17 protein-coding genes and 1 riboswitch are annotated in these 19,405 nt (G+C 70.3%); of the genes, 8 read left to right on the plus strand and 9 right to left on the minus strand.

What is annotated here, in order from left to right; genetic code table 11:
* The first annotated feature begins 111 nt into the window (after positions 1–111).
* Together DM194_RS20865 and DM194_RS20870 are read left to right on the plus strand one after the other, a co-directional pair.
* A complete protein-coding gene (locus DM194_RS20865; protein WP_111069485.1) occupies positions 112–1,518 on the plus strand; it encodes an L-serine ammonia-lyase in 1,407 nt (468 codons plus the stop codon).
* A 240-nt stretch (positions 1,519–1,758) separates the two neighbouring features.
* A complete protein-coding gene (locus DM194_RS20870; RefSeq protein WP_246024491.1) occupies positions 1,759–3,240 on the plus strand; it encodes a M20/M25/M40 family metallo-hydrolase in 1,482 nt (493 codons plus the stop codon).
* A 40-nt stretch (positions 3,241–3,280) separates the two neighbouring features.
* Here DM194_RS20870 and DM194_RS20875 read toward each other — a convergent pair whose 3' ends face one another.
* From DM194_RS20875 to DM194_RS20900, 6 genes are read right to left on the minus strand one after another with little or no spacing between them, the layout of a single operon-like run.
* Positions 3,281–4,054 carry a 3-oxoacyl-ACP reductase gene (locus DM194_RS20875; protein WP_111069487.1) on the minus strand — a complete coding sequence of 258 codons (774 nt, stop codon included), beginning with the start codon at positions 4,052–4,054 and terminating at the stop codon, positions 3,281–3,283.
* A 10-nt stretch (positions 4,055–4,064) separates the two neighbouring features.
* On the minus strand, positions 4,065–5,036 hold the full coding sequence (locus DM194_RS20880; RefSeq protein WP_246024492.1) for an ABC transporter substrate-binding protein: 972 nt from the start codon (positions 5,034–5,036) through the stop codon (positions 4,065–4,067).
* 45 nt (positions 5,037–5,081) lie between these two features.
* The gene (locus tag DM194_RS20885; protein ID WP_111069489.1) at positions 5,082–5,831 is read right to left on the minus strand and encodes an ABC transporter permease; all 750 of its coding nucleotides are present in this window, start codon (positions 5,829–5,831) and stop codon (positions 5,082–5,084) included.
* Positions 5,828–6,610, minus strand: a complete 783-nt coding sequence (locus DM194_RS20890) for an ABC transporter ATP-binding protein (protein WP_111069490.1) — start codon at positions 6,608–6,610, stop codon at positions 5,828–5,830. The genes DM194_RS20885 and DM194_RS20890 overlap by 4 nt, the downstream gene beginning before the upstream one ends.
* Complete coding sequence (locus DM194_RS20895; RefSeq protein WP_111069491.1) at positions 6,600–8,066, minus strand: acyl-CoA reductase; 1,467 nt, start codon at positions 8,064–8,066, stop codon at positions 6,600–6,602. Before DM194_RS20895 ends, DM194_RS20890 begins: the two co-directional genes overlap by 11 nt.
* A gap of 15 nt (positions 8,067–8,081) precedes the next feature.
* The gene (locus DM194_RS20900) at positions 8,082–9,161 is read right to left on the minus strand and encodes a LuxE/PaaK family acyltransferase (RefSeq protein ID WP_176581482.1); all 1,080 of its coding nucleotides are present in this window, start codon (positions 9,159–9,161) and stop codon (positions 8,082–8,084) included.
* A gap of 123 nt (positions 9,162–9,284) precedes the next feature.
* A riboswitch (TPP riboswitch) is annotated at positions 9,285–9,417 on the minus strand.
* 203 nt (positions 9,418–9,620) lie between these two features.
* On the opposite strand from DM194_RS20900, the gene DM194_RS20905 reads away from it, so the two are divergent.
* The 6 genes from DM194_RS20905 to DM194_RS20930 all read left to right on the plus strand — a co-directional run bounded on the left by DM194_RS20905 (position 9,621) and on the right by DM194_RS20930 (position 13,268).
* Positions 9,621–10,163 (plus strand): hypothetical protein, encoded by a 543-nt coding sequence (locus tag DM194_RS20905; RefSeq protein WP_111069493.1) that lies wholly within the window; start codon positions 9,621–9,623, stop codon positions 10,161–10,163.
* A gap of 244 nt (positions 10,164–10,407) precedes the next feature.
* On the plus strand, positions 10,408–10,857 hold the full coding sequence (locus DM194_RS20910; RefSeq protein ID WP_111069494.1) for a hypothetical protein: 450 nt from the start codon (positions 10,408–10,410) through the stop codon (positions 10,855–10,857).
* Between the two features lie 39 nt (positions 10,858–10,896).
* The gene (locus DM194_RS20915) at positions 10,897–11,241 is read left to right on the plus strand and encodes a hypothetical protein (protein ID WP_111069495.1); all 345 of its coding nucleotides are present in this window, start codon (positions 10,897–10,899) and stop codon (positions 11,239–11,241) included.
* Between the two features lie 29 nt (positions 11,242–11,270).
* The gene (locus DM194_RS20920) at positions 11,271–11,531 is read left to right on the plus strand and encodes a hypothetical protein (RefSeq protein WP_111069496.1); all 261 of its coding nucleotides are present in this window, start codon (positions 11,271–11,273) and stop codon (positions 11,529–11,531) included.
* A gap of 198 nt (positions 11,532–11,729) precedes the next feature.
* Positions 11,730–12,440 (plus strand): Crp/Fnr family transcriptional regulator, encoded by a 711-nt coding sequence (locus DM194_RS20925; RefSeq protein ID WP_111069497.1) that lies wholly within the window; start codon positions 11,730–11,732, stop codon positions 12,438–12,440.
* Between the two features lie 117 nt (positions 12,441–12,557).
* Entirely contained in the window at positions 12,558–13,268 is a 711-nt protein-coding gene (locus tag DM194_RS20930; RefSeq protein WP_111069498.1) for a hypothetical protein, read from the plus strand.
* A 6-nt stretch (positions 13,269–13,274) separates the two neighbouring features.
* Here the strand turns inward: DM194_RS20930 and DM194_RS20935 are convergent, their stop codons facing one another.
* The 3 genes from DM194_RS20935 to DM194_RS20945 all read right to left on the minus strand — a co-directional run bounded on the left by DM194_RS20935 (position 13,275) and on the right by DM194_RS20945 (position 19,401).
* Positions 13,275–15,989, minus strand: coding sequence for an SUMF1/EgtB/PvdO family nonheme iron enzyme (locus tag DM194_RS20935; RefSeq protein WP_162630137.1), 2,715 nt, complete (start codon positions 15,987–15,989; stop codon positions 13,275–13,277).
* Positions 15,990–16,321: 332 nt separating this feature from the next.
* Positions 16,322–18,163 carry an adenylate/guanylate cyclase domain-containing protein gene (locus DM194_RS20940; protein ID WP_162630138.1) on the minus strand — a complete coding sequence of 614 codons (1,842 nt, stop codon included), beginning with the start codon at positions 18,161–18,163 and terminating at the stop codon, positions 16,322–16,324.
* 104 nt (positions 18,164–18,267) lie between these two features.
* Entirely contained in the window at positions 18,268–19,401 is a 1,134-nt protein-coding gene (locus DM194_RS20945) for a DUF4384 domain-containing protein (protein ID WP_162630139.1), read from the minus strand.
* Between the last annotated feature and the right edge of the window lie 4 nt (positions 19,402–19,405).

The raw sequence follows: 19,405 nt of genomic DNA on the forward strand, positions 1-19,405 counted from the left end.
AGGCGGCCCCGTCCACCGCGACGGGTGCCGCCTGAAGCGGCGAAGACGTGAAGAACCGGCCTGGCATCTCTCCTGAGGTTCCCGGGGCCGTCCACAGGAAGGAAGCAAGCCATGATCAGCATGTTCGATCTCTACAAGGTCGGTATCGGCCCCTCCAGCTCGCACACGGTGGGACCGATGAGGGCCGCCAAGCAGTTCGTGGACGCCCTTCGGTCCTGCGGCGGTTTCGAGGCCACCACCCGCGTCGCGGTGGACATCTACGGTTCGCTGGCGCTGACCGGCAAAGGCCACCACACCGACGTCGCCCTCATGCTGGGCCTCGCCGGGAACCTGCCGGACACCGTCGCCATCGACACGATCCCCGCCTTCCTCCAGCATGTGCGCAACTCGCACACCCTGCCGCTGGGCCAGGAGGGCAAGCCGATCGACTTCCCGCCGACGGCCATCACCTTCCACCGGTCAAACCTGCCCCGGCACGAGAACGGCATGACGATCCAGGCCTTCGACGGCGACCGGCTGCTTCTGGGCAAGATCTATTATTCGATCGGCGGCGGCTTCGTCGTAGAGGACGAGAATTTCGGCAAGCAGAGCACCGACGAGGTGGAGGTTCCCTATCCCTACGCCTCGGCCGCCGAACTGCTGGACCACTGCCGGAAGACCGGCCTGTCATTCTCCGGCCTGGTCCTCCAGAACGAGCTGAGCCTGCACAGCAACCAGGAGATCCGCGACTATTTCACCAACATCTGGCAGACGATGCGCGACTGCATGGAACGCGGCATGACGACCGAAGGCGTGCTGCCCGGTCCGATGCGGGTTCCGCGCCGGGCCGCCGCCCTGCGCCGCCAGCTGGCCTCGTCGGAAGCTCTGTCGCGCGACCCGATGAACGTGGTCGATTGGGTCAACATGTTCGCCTTCGCGGTGAATGAGGAGAATGCGGCGGGCGGCCGCGTCGTCACCGCGCCGACCAACGGGGCCTGCGGCATCGTCCCGGCGGTGCTCGCCTACTACCACAACTTCATCAAGCCGGTGGACGAGGACGCCTGCATCCGCTTCTTCCTGGCCTCCGCCGCCATCGGCGCGCTTTACAAGCAGAACGCCTCCATCTCGGGTGCCGAGGTCGGCTGCCAGGGCGAGGTCGGCGTCGCCTGCTCGATGGCCGCCGGCGGTCTTGCCGACCTGATGGGCGGCAGCCCCGAACAGGTGTGCATCGCCGCCGAGATCGCGATGGAGCACAACCTCGGCCTGACCTGCGACCCGGTCGGCGGGCAGGTGCAGATCCCCTGCATCGAGCGCAACGCCATGGGCGCCATGAAGGCGATCAACGCGACCCGCATGGCCCTGCACCGGACCAGCGAGCCGCTGGTGTCGCTCGACAAGGTCATCGAGACGATGTTCGAGACCGGCAAGGACATGGACCCGAAATACCGGGAAACCTCCTGCGGCGGTCTGGCGCTCAAGGTGGTCGCGCAGCCCTCACAGCAGACCCAGGAGGCCGAAAGCATCAACTGGGCGGCCTGACGCCGCCCGCCCGCCTCCCGAATTGGCCTTACAACACAGGGCGCCCGTGTCACCCGACACGGGCGCCCTGTTGCGCATCACGCGCAGCCCAGCCCCGTGAAAACGGCAATCAAACTTGACGTTGTCCGCAATCCCTTCGTACACGTTGTATTACAAGACCGTGAGGGGGAAGAAATGTCGGGTAAAGGGAAAATTTTTCTCAAGCATGTGCTAATTCTCGGCGCCTGCATGATCTTGCCGATGCAGGCCGGCGCGGACTCTCCGTCCGCCGATACGCTCGCGGCGAAGCACTCTTCTGCGAATTACAAGGAATTCGTCGAGTTTCTGGCGCTTCCCAACGACGCTGTTGTTCCCGCCGACATTCAGAAGAACGTCGCATGGCTGGAGCAGGCGTTCCAGAAGCGGGGCTTCCAGACGCGGCAGCTGCCGAACGACGGCAAGCCGATGCTGTATGCGGAACTGCCCGGCGCCGATCCCGCCAAGAAGACCATCCTGTTCTACGCGCATCTGGACGGCCAGTCCGTCACTCCGCAGCAGTGGAAGCAGAAAAGCCCCTGGGACGCGGCGCTGAAGCAGAAGACCGACAAGGGCGAGTGGGAAACGATCCCGCTGGAGAAGCTCTACGGCGAGCAGGTCGACCCGGATTGGCGGCTGTTCGCGCGGTCGTCGTCTGACGACAAGGGGCCGATCATGATGCTGCTGACGGCCATCGACGCCCTGAAGGAGACGGGCAAGTCGCCCAGCGTCAACGTCAAGGTCATCCTGGATTCCGAAGAGGAGAAGGGATCGCCGACGCTGGGCGAGGTCATCCGGCAGAATTCCGACCTGCTCAAGAGCGATGCGCTGCTGGTGCTGGACGGCCCCATGCACCAGAGCAACAGGCCGACGCTGGTCTTCGGCAACCGGGGCATCGCCCAGGCGACCCTGACCGTCTTCGGTGCCAAGCAGGGCCTGCACAGCGGCCATTTCGGCAACTACGCCGCCAACCCGGCGATGCGGCTGGCGCAGCTGCTGGCGTCCATGAAGGACGAGACCGGGCGCGTGACCATTCCCGGCTACTATGAGTCCGTGAAGATCGACGCCGCGGCGGAGAAGATCATGGCCGCCGTTCCCGACGACGAGACCGCGCTGCGCAAGCGCCTGGGCATCGCCGAAGCCGAGAAGGTCGGCAAGAACTACCAGGAGGCGCTGCAGTACCCGTCGCTCAACATCCGCGGCATGGCAGCCGCCGACGTGGGCGCCAAGGCCCGCACGATCATCCCGGAAGCCGCCGTGGCCGAACTTGACCTGCGCACGGTTCCGGAAACCCCGCCGGAACAGCTGATCGGCATGCTGAAGAAGCACATCGAGGCGCAGGGCTATCATCTGGTCCAGGGCACCCCGACGGACGAGGAGCGGGCGAAATACGACAAGCTCGCCTCCCTGGATTCGGAAAAGGTTTCCGCCTCCAGCTCGGCGGCGCGCACCGACATGCAATCCCCGGTCGGCGAGTGGCTGTACCGCTCCTACAAGGCGACCTACGGCGAGGAGCCGGTGCGCATCCGCATGATGGGCGGCACGGTGCCCACCGGTGCGGCGGTCGAGGCGCTGAAGGTGCCCTTCGTGATCGTCCCGCTGGTGAATGCCGACAACAACCAGCACAGCTTCGACGAAAACCTGCGCATCGGCAATTTCGTGTCGGGCGTGAAGGGGCTGATCGGACTGCTTCAACAGCCGTTCTGAGGCCGGCGCCCGTTCCAGTGAAGGCGGGCGGGTGTGGGGTTCAGGTAGCGCCCATCACCAGCCCGCCATCCACCGTCAGCGTCTGTCCAGTCATGAAGCGGCTCCAGTCGGAGGCGAGGAACAGCACCGGCCCGGCGACATCCTCCGGCGTCGCGATGCGGCCGAGCGGCGTCAGGGCGGTGATGCGGTCCTTGACCGGTTCCGGGGTCGACCGGCTGGCATCAGTGGGATAGACCAGCCCCGGCGCCACGCAGTTGACGCGGATGCCGAACGGCCCCAGCTCCGCCGCCAGGGTGCGGCTGAAGCCGATCAGCGCCGCCTTGGCTGTGGTGTAGTCGTGATAGGGCACGGTCGGCCGCGCCACGAGGTCGGTCGCCATGTTGACGATGCTGCCCCCGCCCCGGCGCCGCAGCGCGGGCAGCACCGCCCGGCAGACGGCATGGGTGCTTTTCAGCGCCCCGTCGATCTGGGTCTGGTAGTCGTCCCACTCCGTTTCCCAGAACAGCCGCCGCCGGTCGGGATCGAAGACATAGGGCGCGAAGGCGTTGTTGACGACGACGTCCAGCCCGCCGAACTCCGCCACCGCCGTCTCCACCATCCCGGCGACCGCCGCCGCGTCGGTCACGTCGGCGCGCAGCGGCAGCCCGTCGCCGCCCAGCGCCCGGCATTCCGCCGCCACCGCTTCCGCCGCCGCCTTGTTGCGCAGGTAGTTGACCGCCACCATGGCCCCTTCCGCGGCGAAGGCGCGGGCGATGGCGGCGCCGATGCCGCGCCCGGCGCCGGTGACGAGGATGGCCTTGCCCTGGAAATCCATGACGGTCCCGTTACTGCTTGGGTGGGATCAGGTCGGTGCGCACCACCGCGCCCATGTCGAGCGGGCGGGCGATCAGCCCCAGCTGGTGGAAGGTGTCGGCGCCCTTCTGCATCACGCCGGGATCGAAGGCGCCCAGCCCCTCGCGCTCCGTCGTCTCCGAGACGCTGGAGGCGTTGCGCAGCTTGATGATGCCCAGGTTGACCGCCTCGTCCGACCCGTTGATGGCGCGGGTGACGGCGATGCGGGCCGCCTCCTCCGGGTTGGCGATCATCCAGGCGGCGCTGTCGCGATAGGCGGCGAGGAAGCGGGCGAGCAGCGGCTTCTTGTTGCGGTAGGTCTCCTCCGTCACCACGAAGATGTCGCTCGGCAGGTTCAGGCTGTCGCGCACCTCGATCACAGTCACCTCGGGCAGCCCCTTCAGCCGCGCGACGTAGAGGCCGGTGTCGGTCGCCGCCGTGGCGTCCACCTGCCCCTGGATCACCGGGGCGAAGTTCAGCAGGCCGGTCACCTCGATGGTCACGTCCTTCTCGCTCAAGCCGACCTGATGCAGCAGCACGGCCAGATTCTGCCGGGTGCCGCTCGACAGGCTGTACACGCCGACGCGCTTGCCCTTCAGGTCGGCCGGCCTGGTGATGCCGCTGGCCTTGGGCGACACCACGTTGAAGACATTCTGCGGATAGATGTTGTAGATGGCGACCAGCTTCTCGCCCTTGTCCAGCGCCAGATAGAGGGCGGCGGGATCGGTGAAGGCGATGTCGGCCTTGCCGGTCAGCATGGTCTGGATCGCCGACCCGCCGCCGGTGCCGGGCACATAGTCCAGCGCGATGCCCTTGGCCTTGAAAAAGCCCTTGTCGGGTTCGGCCAGCAGATTGGTAATCTCGCTGATCGGCTGGCTCCAGCCCGCCACCGTCACCTTGTCCAATGCCTGGGCAAGCGCGCCCGACAGGCCGCCCAGCAGCAGCGCCCCGACAAGGGCGGACATCCCCGCCGCCCGAGAAAACAGCCCCATTCCCCGCCCCATTCCCGGTTATCCTTTCGCCTGTCGAGACAGCAGCCACCGCTCGAACAGCAGCGTGGCCTGATACACCAGCATGCCCAGCGCGGTGATGACCGCGAACAGGGCGAACATCAGCGGCGTGTCCATCATCCCCTGCGCGGCGATGATCGAGGCGCCCAGCCCCTGGCGCCCGCCGATGAACTCCCCCACCACGGCGCCGACCAGCGCCAGCACCACCGCCACCCGCAGCCCGGCGAGGATCACCGGCAGGCCGGACGGAATCTTCAGCCGCGTCAGGGTGCGCCAGCGCCCGGCGCGCAGCATGCGGAACAGCTCCCGCTTGGCCGGATCGACACGGTCGAGGCCCGTCAGCGTGTTCTCCAGCAGCGGGAAGAAGCAGATCAGCGCCGTGATGGCGACGGTGGAGGTCATGCCGAAGCCGAACCACAGGATGAACAGCGGCGCCAGCGCCAGTTTCGGCACCACCTGGCTGGCGATGACATAGGGATAGAGCAGGCGGCGCAGCCCCGCGACCTCCGCCAGCGCCACCCCGGCGGCGAACCCGACGAGGCAGCCGATGCCGAGCCCCAGCGCCATCTCCGCCGCCGTCACCGCCAGATGCGGCAGCAGCCGTCCGCTCGCCAGACCGCTCCACAGCGCCGCGCCCACGGCGGAGGGCGGCGGCAGCACCAGCGCCGGAATCCCCGACCAGCGGCAATAGCCCTCCCACCCCGCCAGAAGCAGCAGCGGCAGCAGGATCGCGGCGATGCGGGCCATCATTCCGCCGCCTCCGCCCGCAGGACGCCGGCCGCGCCGTCCATGGCGTGGCGCAGTTCGCGGCACAGCGCGTTGAACCGCGGGTCATAGCGCAGATCGCGCGGGCGCGGGCGCGGCAGGTCGATGGAGACGCTGTGGCGCAGCCGCCCGTCCGCCATCACCGCCACGCGGTCGCCCAGATAGACCGCCTCGGCGATGTCGTGGGTGACGAACAGCGCGGTGGTGCCGCGCTGCGCGCACAGCCGCAGCAGATCCTCCTGCAACTCCTCGCGCGTGAGGGCATCCAGAGCGGCGAAGGGCTCGTCGAGCAGAAGCAGCGCCGGATCGGCGATCAGCGCGCGGGCCAGCGCCACCCGGCTCTGCTGGCCGCCCGACAGCGCCCGCGGTCCCCGCCCCGACAGCCCCGCCAGCCCGATCCGCTCCAGCAGATCCAGCGCGCGGGCGCGGTCCTCGGCGGTGGCGCGGCGGTGCAGCGTCACCGGCAGCAGCACATTGTCGAGCACCGTCAGCCATTCCAGCAGCGTCGGCGCCTGGAAGACGAAGCCCACCGCATCGCCCGGCCCGCGCACCGCCGCGCCGTCCAGCCGCACCCGTCCGGCGGCGGGGGCGAGCAGCCCGGCGGCCAGCTTCAGCAGCGTGGTCTTGCCGCAGCCGCTGCGCCCCAGCAGGCAATGAACGGCACCCCGGCCGACCGCCCAGTCGACGCCGTCGACGATGGCGGCGGCGCCGTAATCGAAGCGCACGCCCTCGAAACTCAGGAAGGCCGGCGGTTCAGTCGGCATAGCGGGCCAATCCCTCCGCCAGCGCTTCCGCCGACCGTTCGATCTCCGTCACCGTCACCAGATCCAGCAGGTTGAACCGGCCGTCATGGTGCCAGCCCGCCTCCGGCGCGGTCATGGCGCCGAGCGCGCAGAGCCGCGTCACTCCCGCCGCCCCCAGCGGCCCGGCCAGCCGGAACAGCTCCTCCGGCGGCGCGGCGATGCCCGCGGTCTGCAGCACGGCGCGGTGCGGGGCGACGCGGCCCGCCACCTCGGCCAGATCGTCCACCGCGACCACGGCGATCGTCCGGTTCAGCGCGGTCGGCACCAGACCGTCCGGCGCGTCGGTGCAGGACACGCACCAGCCGCCCGCCGGGTCCGACAGCAGCAGATGGCCGGATCCGTCGAGGCCGCGCAACGCCTGCCCGTCGCGCCAGCCGGCGACCTCCCCGGCCTCCGCCATCGACAGGGCGCGGCGCGGGTGCTTGCGCGCCTGCGCCGCCAGTTCATGGGCGAGCATGGCGGCGAAATCCTGCGGCGACAGCCGGCCGCCGCGCTCGACGAACAGGGTCTGCGGCGAATAGCAGCCCTGCTGGTCGTAGCGGGCGATGTCATGGGCGGCCAGCCGCGCCGTCTCCGCCGCCCGCCGCGGGTCCAGGGCGGCGCGCGACACCAGCGCGAAGCTGATCTTGTGGCCGTAGGGCAGGAAGCGGGTGGTCACCGGCACCCGGTCGCGGATCGCCGCCAGCGCCGCGTTGCCGCCATAGGCGACCACCGTGTCGGCCCGGGCCAGCCAAGCCCGCTCCGCCGCCGCGTCGCCGCCCTTCCACCACACCACGGCCAGACACTCGCCCAGCCGTGGGTCGATCTCCGCCAGCAACTGCGCGAACCAGCCCGCGAACAGCGGCTCGGCGCTGGGCAGCTTGCCGACCGTGCCGGATTTCACCAGCAGGCCCGAGATCAGGCTCCACAGCGGCAGCCCCGGCACATTGCCCGCCCAGACATGCAGCAGCAGGTCGGGGCCGAAGGCGCGGGTGAAGCCGCCCTTGGGCGCCGGCTGGAACTCGTCCAGCACCAGCGGGTTGGCGAAATCCTCCGCCAGGAAGCGGCGCAGCTCATGCGCGCGGAAGGTCTTCAGATAGCCGGTCAGCCCCAGCCTGACCATCTCGGGATCATAGCCGGTGACGGCGGGCAACAGCCGCTCCGCCCGGCGGCGCCAGGGATCCTCGCGGTCGAGCAGCCGTTGCACCGCCGCGTCGATCACCGCGACGACGTGCGCCGTCGGCAGCGTCTTCAGATAGCCGCGCGCCGCCGCCCGGACCGTCGCGGCGACCCGCTCCACCTGCCCGGCATCCAGCACCGGCACCGCCACGCGCAGCGCCGCATCGCCCGACCCGAAGGTCAGCACGCGCCGCTCCACCGCGTCCGGCGGCAGGCCGGGCAGATGGCCGGCCGGTTCCGGTTCGTCGCCGAAGGCCAAGGCCGCGCTCCCCCCTCAACCGCGCGCGGCGGCGAGGAAATCCTCCACCGCCAGCGAGCAGCCCTTGGCCTGCGCCCCGGCGACGCGGCCGAGCAGGCGGAATCCGCCCTCCTCCAGGATGCCGGCATCCTCGGTCAGGATGGCGGCGACGGAGTTGACATGGGCCAGATCATGGTGGACCAGCACGCCCATGCTGCCGGGCGGCACGTCCCGGCCGGACAACGGATCGACGACGCGGCTGCGGATCCAGTGCGGCCCGGATTTCAGCGACGGGCAGACAGCGTTGCCGTCGTCGTAGAACTGGGTGCTCAGCTCCGTCATGCCGTACATGTTGATGCAGAGCCGGCGCGGCACGCCGAAGAACTCGGCCAGCCGGCCGTAGAACTCGTCAGGCTCCAGTTCCCGCGACTGGCCCTTGAAACCGCCGGTGTCGAGGATGCGGCTCCCTTCCGGCAGGGAGAAGCGGCGGCCGTCGCGCGCCATGGCGTCCATCAGATGCACGAAGCCATAGCTGGCGCCCAGCAGGGCGAAGGGCTGCCCCGACCGTTCTGCGGCGTCCAGCCGGTCATAGAGCCCGGCGGTGTCGATGCCCGCCTCGCCGATCCAATGGCGGCTGTCCGGCGTGCCGCATTCCGCCCGCGCCAGCTCCAGGTAATGGGCGAGCGAGGAGTTCGGCATCGCCGTCTCGGTCGGAAACAGGATGCCCATCGCCATCCGCCCCTCTCCCGGCATGAAGCGGCGGCGGAAGTTGAGCAGCATGGAGCGATCGTAGACCGTCAAAGTCGCGTGGTGGATCTGCCCGCGGATGCCGCCCTTGGTGGTGCCGCTGGTCATGAAGATGCGGACGGACTCCTCCGCCGGGCGGCAGCTGAGCGTCAGATCCTTGAAGGCGTTGATCGGCACCGCCGGGATGTCGCGCCAGCTCCTGACCCCGCGCGGCGTCCGGCCGCGCTGCATGGCGAAGCGGCGATAGGGCTGGTTGTGCTCGAACTGATGGGCGAAGACCGCCAGCGCCAGGGCATTGAAGGCCTCGTCGGCCGCCGCCCCGGTTCCGATGTCGGCCTCCATGAAGGCCAGAACCCTGTCGTAGATCATGCTGTCGTCGATCGCGCTCACCGCACCCTCCCCGCCCCGTTCTCTCCAAGCGGCACCGACCGGTGGAGCAACAAACGAATCCGGGACAAGCCTGTGGGGTATGGATCTGCGCGTCGGCCTCGAAGGCCTTCTCGTCCCGCATCCCTACGCCGGCATGACCCGGATCAGGTTCGAAGGGTTGCCGCGTCGCCCGGACGCGAAGGACCGGGCCGGCGGGTGTCTCAGCCTCCTTGACGAGGCTCCCCTGGGAACGGGATGGAGCCTAGAAGACCATCGCGCCGTCTGTCAACGGCGGGGATGCCGGCATTGCGGACAGCGGAAAGTGCGGCGCGGACCGGCGCCGATCGATAAAAGCAGGACAGGTGTGGAGCGGCTCACATCCCGGAATCCGGGGCTTGGGTAGGGTCTGTCCATCGGCAACACGCCGCATCCCGCGGCCCCAAGACAGGAGACCAGATCATGATCCGCACCTCCCTGCTGACCGGCTTCGCCTCGCTCGCCCTGTTCGCCGCCCCGGCGATGGCCCAGAACATCTCCGACATCTCCAACACCGCGGCCGGGATCGGCAACACCGCCAACCAGAGCGCGCTGGTCATGCAGAAGTCCAAGGGCTCCTTCGCCGGTCCGAACGTCGCCACCGTCACCAACCTCGCCGCCGGCATCGGCAACACCGCCAGCCAGGACGCCTTCGTGAAGCAGCGCAGCGGCGGCGTGTTCGGCGGCGGGTCGATGGCGACGGTCGGCAACACCGCCGCGGGCATCGGCAACCACGCCGGCCAGCAGGCGACGGTGATGCAGAGGAGCGGCGGCCTGCTGAGCGGCGGCTCGGTCGCCAATATCGGCAACACGGCGGCCGGCATCGGCAACACCGCCCTGCAGCACGGCACCGTGCTCCAGCGTTCGGGCGGGCTGGTCGGCCCCTTCAACCACAGTTCCATGCAGAACCTGTCCGCCGGCACCGGCAACTGGGCGGGACAGAGCGCCCTCGTCAAGCAGCGCTGACCGCCTTCCCCCACCCGGCTTCCTCCCCCGACCTCGCTCCGGCCGGCATCCGGCCGGAGCGTTCCTTTGTCCGGTCCCGCCCGCCGGAGCTTTTCGAGGAAAACGCCCGCAGTTGTGGGGCAGCTCACAGAGCCGTTTCAGGCATTTGGGCAAGATTTCCTCGACAACGCCGGGCAACAAGGCCGGTCAAGAAAGCCGAGGCGCGGAAGCCCGAATCCTCCCCCCCACCGAAGGAACTCCCGCCATGATCCGCAAAATCGCTCTCGGTACCCTCGCCGCCGCCCTGCTCGCGACACCCGCCCTGGCGCAGCCCAGGACCGGTGCGGGCACCGGCATGCCGTCGATGATGGCGGTGCCCGGTCTGGTCAGCACCAACGTAGCCAACGCCACCAATGTCGGCGCCGGCATCGGCAATTCGGCGCAGCAGCAGGGCACCGTTCTCCAGGGCGGCGCCCCCATCTACGGTGTCGGCCCGCTGGTCAGCACCAATGTCGGCACCGCCACCAACGTCGCGGCCGGGATCGGCAACACGGCCGGCCAGAAGCTGCTCGGCATACAGGGCAATGGCGTTCAAGTCGGGCTGAACTTCAGCGGCCGCGGCCCCCTGGTCAGTACCAATGTCGGGGTCGGCACCAACGTCACCGCCGGCCTCGGCAACAGCGCCGCCCAGTCGCTGACCGGCCTTCGCCGCTGAGCCGCCCCCTGCCCACCTCTTTCGTCCGGGAGGCCACCGATGGCGAAGTTCCCGATGATCCTGACACTCGTCGCACCCGCCCTTCTGTACGCGGCCTCGACCGTCCCGGCGCAGGCCGTCTCCCTCGCCTGCCAGACGGTCAACGGCAAGACCGTCTGCATGCGGGGCTCCGGGACGCTGAACTGCGTGACGCAGGACGGCCGGACCCGCTGTTCCGCCACGCCGTCCGACCAGCAGTCGGAAGCCGTTCCCGATACGGACATCCCACTGCTCCCCCGTCCCGTCCCACCGGAGCAGCGCGGCTTTTCCGATCACCGCGACTTCCCCTTCGGCCATCAGGCCCGCTCGCTGGATTGGGACGACGAAGAAGAGCCCTACCCCTGACTGATCCCGACCGAACCGGAGACACCGCCATGACCCGCCTTCTGACCCTGTCGCTGACGCTCGCCACCCTCGCCGCGGCGCCGGCCTTCGCCGCGACGCCGACCATGTCCCACACGCGGGCAACCACCCTCGGCCCGGTCATCCTCCAGCCCTCCCCCGGCATCCCGAAGCCGCAGCCCTGCCTGACCTGCGGCACGAAGGTTCTGCCGGGCCTCACGCCCGGCCCCACCTACGGCGGCGAGCGCGCCCTGAATCCTCAGCCGCTGCCGCCCAAGGCGATCCTCCGCTGACCGTGGGGTTTCCCATCCCCTCATCGCAAAAAGGGCGACCGGCCGGCGCCGGCCGCTCTTTTCGTGTTCGGCCCGCACACGAACGGAGCGGATGCGCTGCCAACGACGTACCGCCCTTGACGGTGCGGGACGGATCGGCTGACGGCGTACCATGCCCCGGTTAGAGGACCGGCCCGCGATGTCAGCCAGGGGGCAGCCATGACCGCGATACGGATCAACTTCGACAAGGATCTCGTCCTCGCCGGGCATTTCCTGCTCAAGCATCTGGAGCGCGAGGAACGCCACCGGCTGGCGGCCGCCGCAAGGCTGTCGCACCACCCGCGCGGCGCCATGATCTTCCAGAAGGGCGATCCCGGCGACAGCATGATGGCGGTCATCCGCGGCCGGGTGAAGATCTGCTGCCATTCCATGGACGGCAAGGAACTGGTGCTGAGCATCATCAACAAGGGCGGCCTGTTCGGCGAGATCGCCCTGCTGGACGGCGAGCCGCGCACCGCCGACGCGGTGGCGCTGGAGGAAACCGACCTGCTGGTCCTCGACCGGTCGCAGCTGATGCCGGTGCTGACGGCAACGCCGGATCTGGCATTCCGCATCATCAGCGTGCTGTGCAAGCGGCTGCGCCAGACCAGCGAACATCTGGAGGACACGCTGTTCCTGGAAGCACCCTCCCGCTTCGCCCGCGCGCTGAAACGGCTGGGCGACGCCTTCGGCAAGCCGGTGCCGGAAGGGCTGCGGCTGGACATCAGGCTGTCGCAGCAGCAGTTGGGCTGTCTCGTCGGCGTGTCGCGGGAAAGCGTCAACAAGCTGCTGAACGAATGGCAGCGCGCGGGCGTGGTCGGGATGGATGGCGGCTGCATCGTCATCCGCGACGCCCGCGCGCTGGACGAAATCGCCGAATCCTGCGGCTGAGCCTGGCCATCCGCGCCGGGTTGTGAGCCGCGCCACAGCGCCCGCGCCCCCAATGGACCTATCCTGCTCCCCATGCCCGGCCACCGATACCGGCCACAAGACTTGAGGGAGCCCGCCATGACGTCGCCCCGCAACATCCTTCTGCCGGCTGTCGCCGCCCTGCTGCTGACCGCGGGATCGGCTGCCGCGCAGGTGTCCGGCGGCATCGCCTTCCCGCCCGGCCCGATCCCCGGCGCGGCGATGGCGCAGGCCTTCGCCCAGACGCCGCGCCTGCCGGTGTCGGTGGTTCCGAACCGCCGCGGCGCTCCTCCCGGCGCGATGGTCAGCAACCCGTCGGTCAGCCGGTCAGCCATGCACCGGCAGTCGATCACCCGCATCCGCGGCGACGACGGCTATCTCGCCGGCTTCAACAAGGGGCAGTCGCTGGCCGCCAGCCGCCAGCCGCCGGTGCAGCCGGTCGATCCGAGCTTCACCTTCATCGACGCGCCCTTCATCGTGAACAACTTCAACAGCGCGCTGAACTTCGCCTTCGGCGACGGCAACATCAGCCAGCAGCAGCTTGGCGACGATGGCGCCGGGCCGGTGGAAACCGCCGCGCCTGCACCCGGACCGGAGCCCGCGCCTGTGCAGACCGCGCCTGTGCAGACCGAAAAGCCGCAAGGCCCGTCGACGCTGGACCTGCTGATGGACACGGTCGGGCCGCTGCCGCATCTGCCCTCGGCGCTGGCCCAGGGCGGGGTGCAGGTCAACAATGTGAACACCACGACCAACATGGCCGTCGGCAAGCACAACCGCGCGACCCAGACGACCGTCACGGTCCAGCGCTGACCCCGCTCAGTTCACCTCCCGCGCGACGCGGAAGCCGTTGGTGAGATAGCGCACGTCGACATCATAGCTGTTGCGCACCGTGCCGTTGATCACCTCCAGCCGGTCGCGCCAGGAACCGCCGCGCAGCACCCGCTTGCGGCAGTTGCCCTGGGTCCAGGCGCTGCCGTCGGCGGGCGCGCCCTGGTAGTTGCGGTTCCAGCAATCGGCCACCCACTCCGCCACCCCGCCGTTCATGTCGTGCAGGCCGAAGGGGTTCGGCTTGTAGCTGCCGACCGCGGCGGGGGCCAGATGCTCGTGCGGGCCGCCGCAATCGTCGCAGTCGGCCTGGACCTCCGCGCCCGTTCCCCACCAATGGGGCGTGGCGGTGCCGGCCCTTGCGGCGAACTCCCATTCCGCCTCGCTCGGCAGGCGATAACGCTGTCCGGTCTTGCGGCCGAGCCACGCCACATAGGCCTGGGCATCCTGCCAATGCAGGTTATGGACAGGCGACATGTCGGTGACCTTGGCCATGCGCGGCATGTCGGTGCAGCCCCCCTCCTGCATGCAGGCGCGCCACTCTCCGACCGTCACCTCATACATGCCGAGCGCGAAGGGCCTGGCGATGGTGACGCGGTGCACCGGCCGCTCCGACGGATCGCCCTTGTCGTTCCCCATCATGAAGCTGCCGGCCGGCACCCGCACCAGCACCGGGCAGGTCGGACAGTCCTGGAAACTGTTGCCGGACCCATGGTTGCGCGCCGCGCCGTTGGCCGGGGCCGCCGGAGCCGGATCCGCAGGCGGATTGGTTGCCGCCACCTGGGGTTCGGCCGGCCGGGGCGCGGGCGGCGGCTCGCGCTTCAGCAGCGCGGCGGCGACGAAGCCCTGCGTGCCGTCCTCCAGCGCGATGCGGTACCACCCGCCCTCCGGCACGCGGCCCAGCACCTGGACCGTCGCACCGCGCGCCACCCGGCCGACCCGCGCGCCGGCATTGGCCGGCGTCGCCCGCAGGACGCCGTCGGCGGTGGCGGTGTAGCGTCCGGGATCGGCCGGCTCCAGTCCGGGGCCAAGCGCCACCTCCGCCTTGGAGTCCGCTTTCGGCTGCTCCGCCTTCGGTTGGGGCGCCGTCTCCGCCGGCTTGCCGGCGAGTTTCAGCGTTTCCATCTGGCGGCGGGCGATCGGGGCATAGCCGCTGCCGCCGAACAACTGCAGGAAGGCCTGATAGTCGCCGGGTTCCCTGCTGGCCTCGACCCGTTTCCAGACGCTGTCCTCCAACTCCGCCACCGGCGTGGTGCCCGGCGGCGCGATCTCCACCTCCACGCTGGCCGTGGCCATGCCGCCGCGCCCGTCATCGACGCTGTAGCGCAAGCTTCCGGCCGGCCCCGGCGCCGCGGCTTCCGGGTCGAAGGTCAGGGCGGTCAGCGCCTCCACGGTCAGCCGGTCGCCCGGTTTCACCACGGCGGCGCCGTTGCGGACGCTGCCGCGGTCGGGAACGGCGGTGACGGTCACGGTCAGGGCGTCGCCATCCGGGTCGGCCGGGACGTCGATCCCCATCGGGTTGCCGGCCACCCGCAGCTTGCGCTCCGCCACCACGGCCGGCGGCTGGTTGCTCGGCCTTATGGTGATGGGGATGGTGCCGGTGACCGTGCCGCCGCGGCCATCGGCCACCAGGAATTCGAAGGCGCCGGCATCCCCGCGGAAACTGCCGTCGGGCTTGAAGCTGGTGGCGGCCAGCTGCTCCACCGTCAGGTAATCGCCGATCAGGACGCTGCGCTCGCCGACGAGGACGGTGCCGCCGCGCGGCAGGCCGGTGACGCGGGCATAGATCTGGTCGTCGTCGGGGTCGGTCGGCTTGCCGGGAGACAGCGGCTCCGGGTTGGCGCGGTCGAGCAGGGTCAGCGCCCGAAGCTCGCCCAGCACCGGCGGCCGGTTGGGCGGGCGCGGGTTGAAATAGAAGGGCGTGGCGCCGAGCGAACCATAGACGAACGGCTCCTGCCGGCCGTTGGTGGCCTGCTTCACCGTATCGCGCACATTGCGGAAGAACAGGCTCAGTTCCAGCCCCGGCGTCTGGAGATGCTGGAGCAGCGCCGCGCTGAAGGGGCTGTGGTCGCCGGTGCCGTCCTCCGCCAGCTGGTCGGCGCGGGTCGCCATCGCCACCAGCGTATCGCTGGGCGTGTCGTCCACGCTGCCGAAGCCGGGATGCGCCTGGTTGCGGTTCGATCCGCTGCGGGTCAGGCGGTCGACGAAGGGATTGTTGCGGCAGGCGTCGAGGATGAGGATGCCGAGCTTGCGCGCGCCGGCCAGCTCCCCCATCGGCAGGTTCAGCGGGATCGCCTCATAGACCAGATCGCGTTCCCGCTCCAGCTGGGCGTCGGCGGGCAGCAGATAGTTGACGCCGCTGACCTGGATGCCGTGCCCGGCGTAGAAGATCACCGCCACGTCGGCCTGCGAGGCCTTCAAACCGAACTGGCGAAGGGCGGTGGCGAAGCCGCGGGCGTCCAGGTCGTACTGCTCGTCCACCGTGAAGTTCAGGGCGCGCAACGCCTCGCCGATGGCGCGCGCGTCGTTGCGCGGGTTCAGCAGTTCCGGCGCGTTGCGATAATTGCCGACGCCGATGACCAGGGCGAGACGGCTTTCCGGCACGGCGCCGCCGGACGGCTGGCCGGAGGGTGCCCCGGACGCCGCGGGACCGGCCGCGCGCGCAAACCCCGCCGGTCCCGCGACCAGCAGCAGGAGCACAAGCACCGCGAAAATCGTCCGGCAGGGTCCGACCGCTCCCACCATCCCCGCCTCCGTACCTGAGCAAAGAGGCGCCGCACTCCATCGGCTGGTTCCATGGACCAACTGGCTCCATGACCAACTGGCTCCATCGACGGGTCAGCCAGCCAGGCTTACGGCGCATAGCGATGGGCTGTTCAGAATATTTCCGGAAATTGCCGGCAATCCGTCATGGATGGAAGAAGGATACCCATGCCGGAAACCGATGCCAAGACGCCTCTTCCGCCTCACTCCGGCAAAAGAGGAGGTGGCGAGCCGAAAGGATTACTGCGCGCACTTCGCATGAGTTCTGACCGCCATCACCCGCGACCGCCGGCATCGCCGTCGCCCGAATCGATGTCATCGACCAGCAGCCAGATGCGCACCGCCCTGGTCTTGCCCTTCAGCGCCACCTCCCCCACCGGCAGCGCGGAGCAGAGGCCCCGAATATCCCGCCCCACCGCCTGCCCAACCGCTTGCCCAACCGCTTGCCAAGTCGGGTCGCCGACGATGATGCGGCAGTGGCGGGAGGTCCGGGCGTCGACCAGCTTGCCGTAGGCCTCCAGCCGGGCGGCGGTGTTGGCGGTGTCCCCCAGCAGCGAATATTCGCTGTGGCGCAGCCCGCCCAGGCTTCCGGCCACCAGGGGGCCGGTGTGCAGGCCGACCCGGATGCCGACCGGCGGCAACCCTTCCGCCTGCCACCGGCGGTTCAGCGCCGCCAGTTCCCGGCCCATCTGCAGGGCGCAGGTGACGGCGCGGACGGCGTCGGCGTCGATCTGCGCCTGCGTGGTGCGGGCGACCGGCGCGCCGAACACCGCCAGGATCGCATCGCCGACGAAGCGCAGCACCACCCCGTCATTGGCGGTGACGATGCGCACCATGGCGTCGAGATAGCCCTCCAGCCAACGGATCAGCGGCTCCGGCTCCAGCGCCTCGCAGATGGTGGTGAAGCCCTCGATGTCGGAAAACAGTACGGTCGCGGTCAGCTGCTGCGGACGCGGGCGGTTGCCGGCCATGAAGGTCGCGCGCTCGCGCCAGATCTCCTCCGCCACCGGCTGGGAGACGTGGTTGGCGAACAGCTGCATCATGACGCGCCGGTCGGCCCGCTCCCGCAACGACAATTGCACGGTCATGGCGGCGATGCCGGCGACCCAGCCCAGCGACGGCGCCATCAGCGGCACCAGCGGCCCGCCCGCCGCGAACAGCGCCGCTGCACCGGCCCAGCCCGCCGCCGGCACAAGCAGGCCGACCGATGCAAGGCTCCACAACGGCAGCCCGGCCAGCGCCACCGCCACCCCGGCCGCCGCCATCAGCAGCGCCAGCGCCGCCTCCCCCGCGACGGGCAGGCGCGGGCTGCTGCGTCCGTCGAGCAGCTGGGCCAGCACATGCGCCTCGATCTCCACGCCCGCCGTCGAGGAACCGGCGGGCGACAGCGGGGTGCGGTGCTGGTCGATCCCGGCCAGCGCCGTGCCCACCAGCACCGTCCGCCCGGCCAGCCAGTCCTTGGGCAGCAGGGCGACCGCCTCGGCGGGATAGACCGGAAAGGGGGCGGTGGCGCCATCCGGCCGGCCATGCCAATCGATGCGGAAGGGCTCCGCCGGCACGCCGGACACGCCGCCGACGCGGGCGAGCTGCACCGGCAGGCTGGGCGTGCCGTCGCCGCCGAAGGGAACATGCCAGCGCACGGCGGCGTCCAGCCGATCCTTCGCCAGATTGGCATGGCCGCGCGGCAGCCCTTCGGTGAACTCGTTCAGAAAGCGCCGCTGCCGCTCGGTCAGCGGCGTCTGCTCCAGCGCGGTGATCGCCACCACCGGAACCGACGCGCCGAGCATGGCGCGGCGCAGCCGCTCGTCCAGCGCCGGCAGGGTCGGCTGGTCGAACAGCACGTCGATGCCGATGGCGCGCACCCGGGCAGCCTCAAGCACGCCGATCATGTCGGCCAGCATGCCGCGATCCACCGGCGACCGGCAGGCCAACCCGGCGAAACTGTCCTCCCCGAACAGCACCAGCGCGATGGCCGGATGCTGCGGCCGGGCCGGTGCCGACGCGGCGATCAGCCGGTCGCCCAGGCTCTCGTCGGCGGTGCGCAGCGGCGGCACCAGCCTTGCGGCGGCAAGCGCCATCAGCGTGCCGCCCAGCACGACGGCCAGGGCCAGCCTCATCCCCGGCCAACGACGCCGGCCGGGCTCCGGCGGCCTAGGCTTCACCGCGGGAGAGGCCGCCAGTCTCTCCCCGGGGGTCGCGGATGGCCCGTCCATGCGGCTCCTCAGCGAACCTTCAGGACGAGTTGGGCGGAAGCCACCTCGGTCTCGCGCAGGCGGGACACCGCGCGGTCGATCTGGACGACGGCCTCCTCGGCGAGCGGGCGGAAGGCGTCGGTGCGGCCGGGCATCTCGCCGTCGAGATTGCGGCTGGAAGCGATGCAGCGCACCTCCAGATCGGCGGGACGGTCGCCGGCCCGCAGGGGCATGCGGTCGCCGGACAGGCCGACCGGCGCATTGCCCGCAACATGGGCGCTCATGGCGGCGCCGGCCGGAAAAATGGGGATCAGCTGGGCCCACGCGTTGCGCAGATAGCAGTAGAGATGGGCGTCGCGGTCGGTCCGCACCAGCAGCCGGATATCCTCGCCCGGCCGGTAGGTCGCCCCGGAAGCCGGATCGGCGGTGAGAAAGAGGGCAAGCGGCTCCGTCGCGTCGCGCAAGGCCGCCATCGCCGCGCCGATCTGCCCGGCGCAGCCGGCCGAGGCCATGCCCACCGCCAGCGCCGCCCCGGCCGTCGCGTCCACGAGGCGGACATGCAAGGTGCCGATCGGCGTTCCATCCGGCCGCAGGGCCGCAATCTCCGCCCCGTCCGTCAGCGGAAGATCCGGCGGCCAGGGTGCCGGGGCGGGGCCGGTCCACTTGACCGCCGCGCGCTTTCCGCCGGCCATATCCTGCAGCAGCATGCCATCCAGCCCGGGCTCCGCCGGGCGGCGCAACGTCGGCGGGGTTCCCGCCCGCACGCAGCCGACGCCGGGGACGGAGGGGTCGATCGCCAGCGCCCGGTCCAGCGCCGCCTCCAGCGGGTTTCCCAGGGCGCGGGCCGCCCCCAGGTCGCTCTGCATGAAACGGTCGTCGACCGGGCCGGCGCGCGCCGAAGCGGCGCTGTCGGCCATCTCGCCGGGAATCCCGTCATAGGGGCCGCGCAGCCGCAACAGGCGGCCATTGGCGAACAGCAGCGTCGCGTTGGCCCCGTCGGGAAGCCGGACGGCCTGACCGTCGGCGACGAGCTGGCCCTGGACGAAGCCGGGCGCGCTGGACGCCACCACCACGGCCTCCGCCCGCACCCCGGAGGCGAGGCCGCAGACCAGGGCCGCGACGGCCGCGGCGCCCAGCAGATGGGGGAAAATTCTCTTGGACATGATG

Source organism: Azospirillum ramasamyi (assembly GCF_003233655.1).
Lineage (GTDB): Bacteria > Pseudomonadota > Alphaproteobacteria > Azospirillales > Azospirillaceae > Azospirillum > Azospirillum ramasamyi.